We start from the raw sequence: 1,057 nt of genomic DNA on the forward strand, positions 1-1,057 counted from the left end.
TCACCAGGTGATGCCGAGCTTGAGCTTGCCGGAATAGCTCTTCAGGTTGCCGGAGAACTCGCCCTGGAAGGTGGCTGCGGCGAAGACGCCGGAGGGAGAGGTGTATTGGGCGCCGGCGTCGACGAGCAGGGCGTTGCGGTTGGGCTCGGCGCCACCGATGGTGAAGCTGCTGGCGGGAAGAGCCTGGAAGCCGGCGCCGAAATTGCGGTCGGTGCCGCCATTGATCGCCCATGCGGCGCGGCCGCTCAGCGTCAGTCTGGCGCCGTCTTCGAGCGCGATCGCATGATCGAGCCGGGTACCGAGTTCGACCCGGGTCGCGGTGCTGGTGTCGCTGTCATAGTGAAGCGCGAAGGGTCCGGTGCCGCTCGACGTCTCGGAATAGGCCGGCAGGTGATAGGAGATCGCCTGGAAGGCGGCATAGGGCGAGATCGCCACGACCAGCGTCTCAAAGCGGTAGCCGGCCTCGGCGCGGCCCGAGAAGGTGTGCGCGTCGAACTTGCCGGTCAGCGTGTCGCCAAGCACTGTGCGATTGGTCTCGACGGCGTTGAAACCATAGGCCAGCGCGCCGGAGAGATAGGCATTGCCGAAACCCTGCCGGCCATAGATTCCGGCATTGAAGGTGCGGGCGTCGCCCGAGCCCAGCCCATCGGCGAGCGAGAAGTTCGACCAGCCGCCGCCGAGGGCGATGCTGACCAGCGTCTCGTCGAAGCGGTGGCTGACACCGCCGACCAGCCCGAAGGTTCGAGCGTTCGTATCGTGCGATCCGACGAACGGATCCCCGCCCGTCTGCTCGGAGCCGCCATAGGCCGCGCCCCAGGTGCTCCAGCGGCGGGCAAGCACCGCCTCGACAGGATCGGCGGCATGACTTGCCGACATGTCGAGCGCGGCGAAGCTGCCCTCGCCCGCCGTCTTGCCGTCCTCGGCATAGGCCGCGGCGCCGCTCGCCGCGCCCTGCGCATTGTCTGGCCCGCCCTCGCCCTGCCCGTCGAACACGGCCAGGAACCGATCGGCGCTGTCGATGCCGGCTATGATGGCACCCGCCGCGATCTCGCCGGAG

Annotated in this window: 1 protein-coding gene; it reads right to left on the minus strand. The window is 68.4% G+C overall.

The window, feature by feature from the left end; genetic code table 11:
* The coding region (locus tag FJ867_RS28590) for an autotransporter outer membrane beta-barrel domain-containing protein (protein ID WP_140819261.1) at positions 1-1,057 on the minus strand (1,057 nt) is incomplete at its 5' end.

Source organism: Mesorhizobium sp. B2-5-3 (assembly GCF_006441005.1).
In the GTDB taxonomy this organism is placed as follows: Bacteria; Pseudomonadota; Alphaproteobacteria; order Rhizobiales; family Rhizobiaceae; genus Mesorhizobium.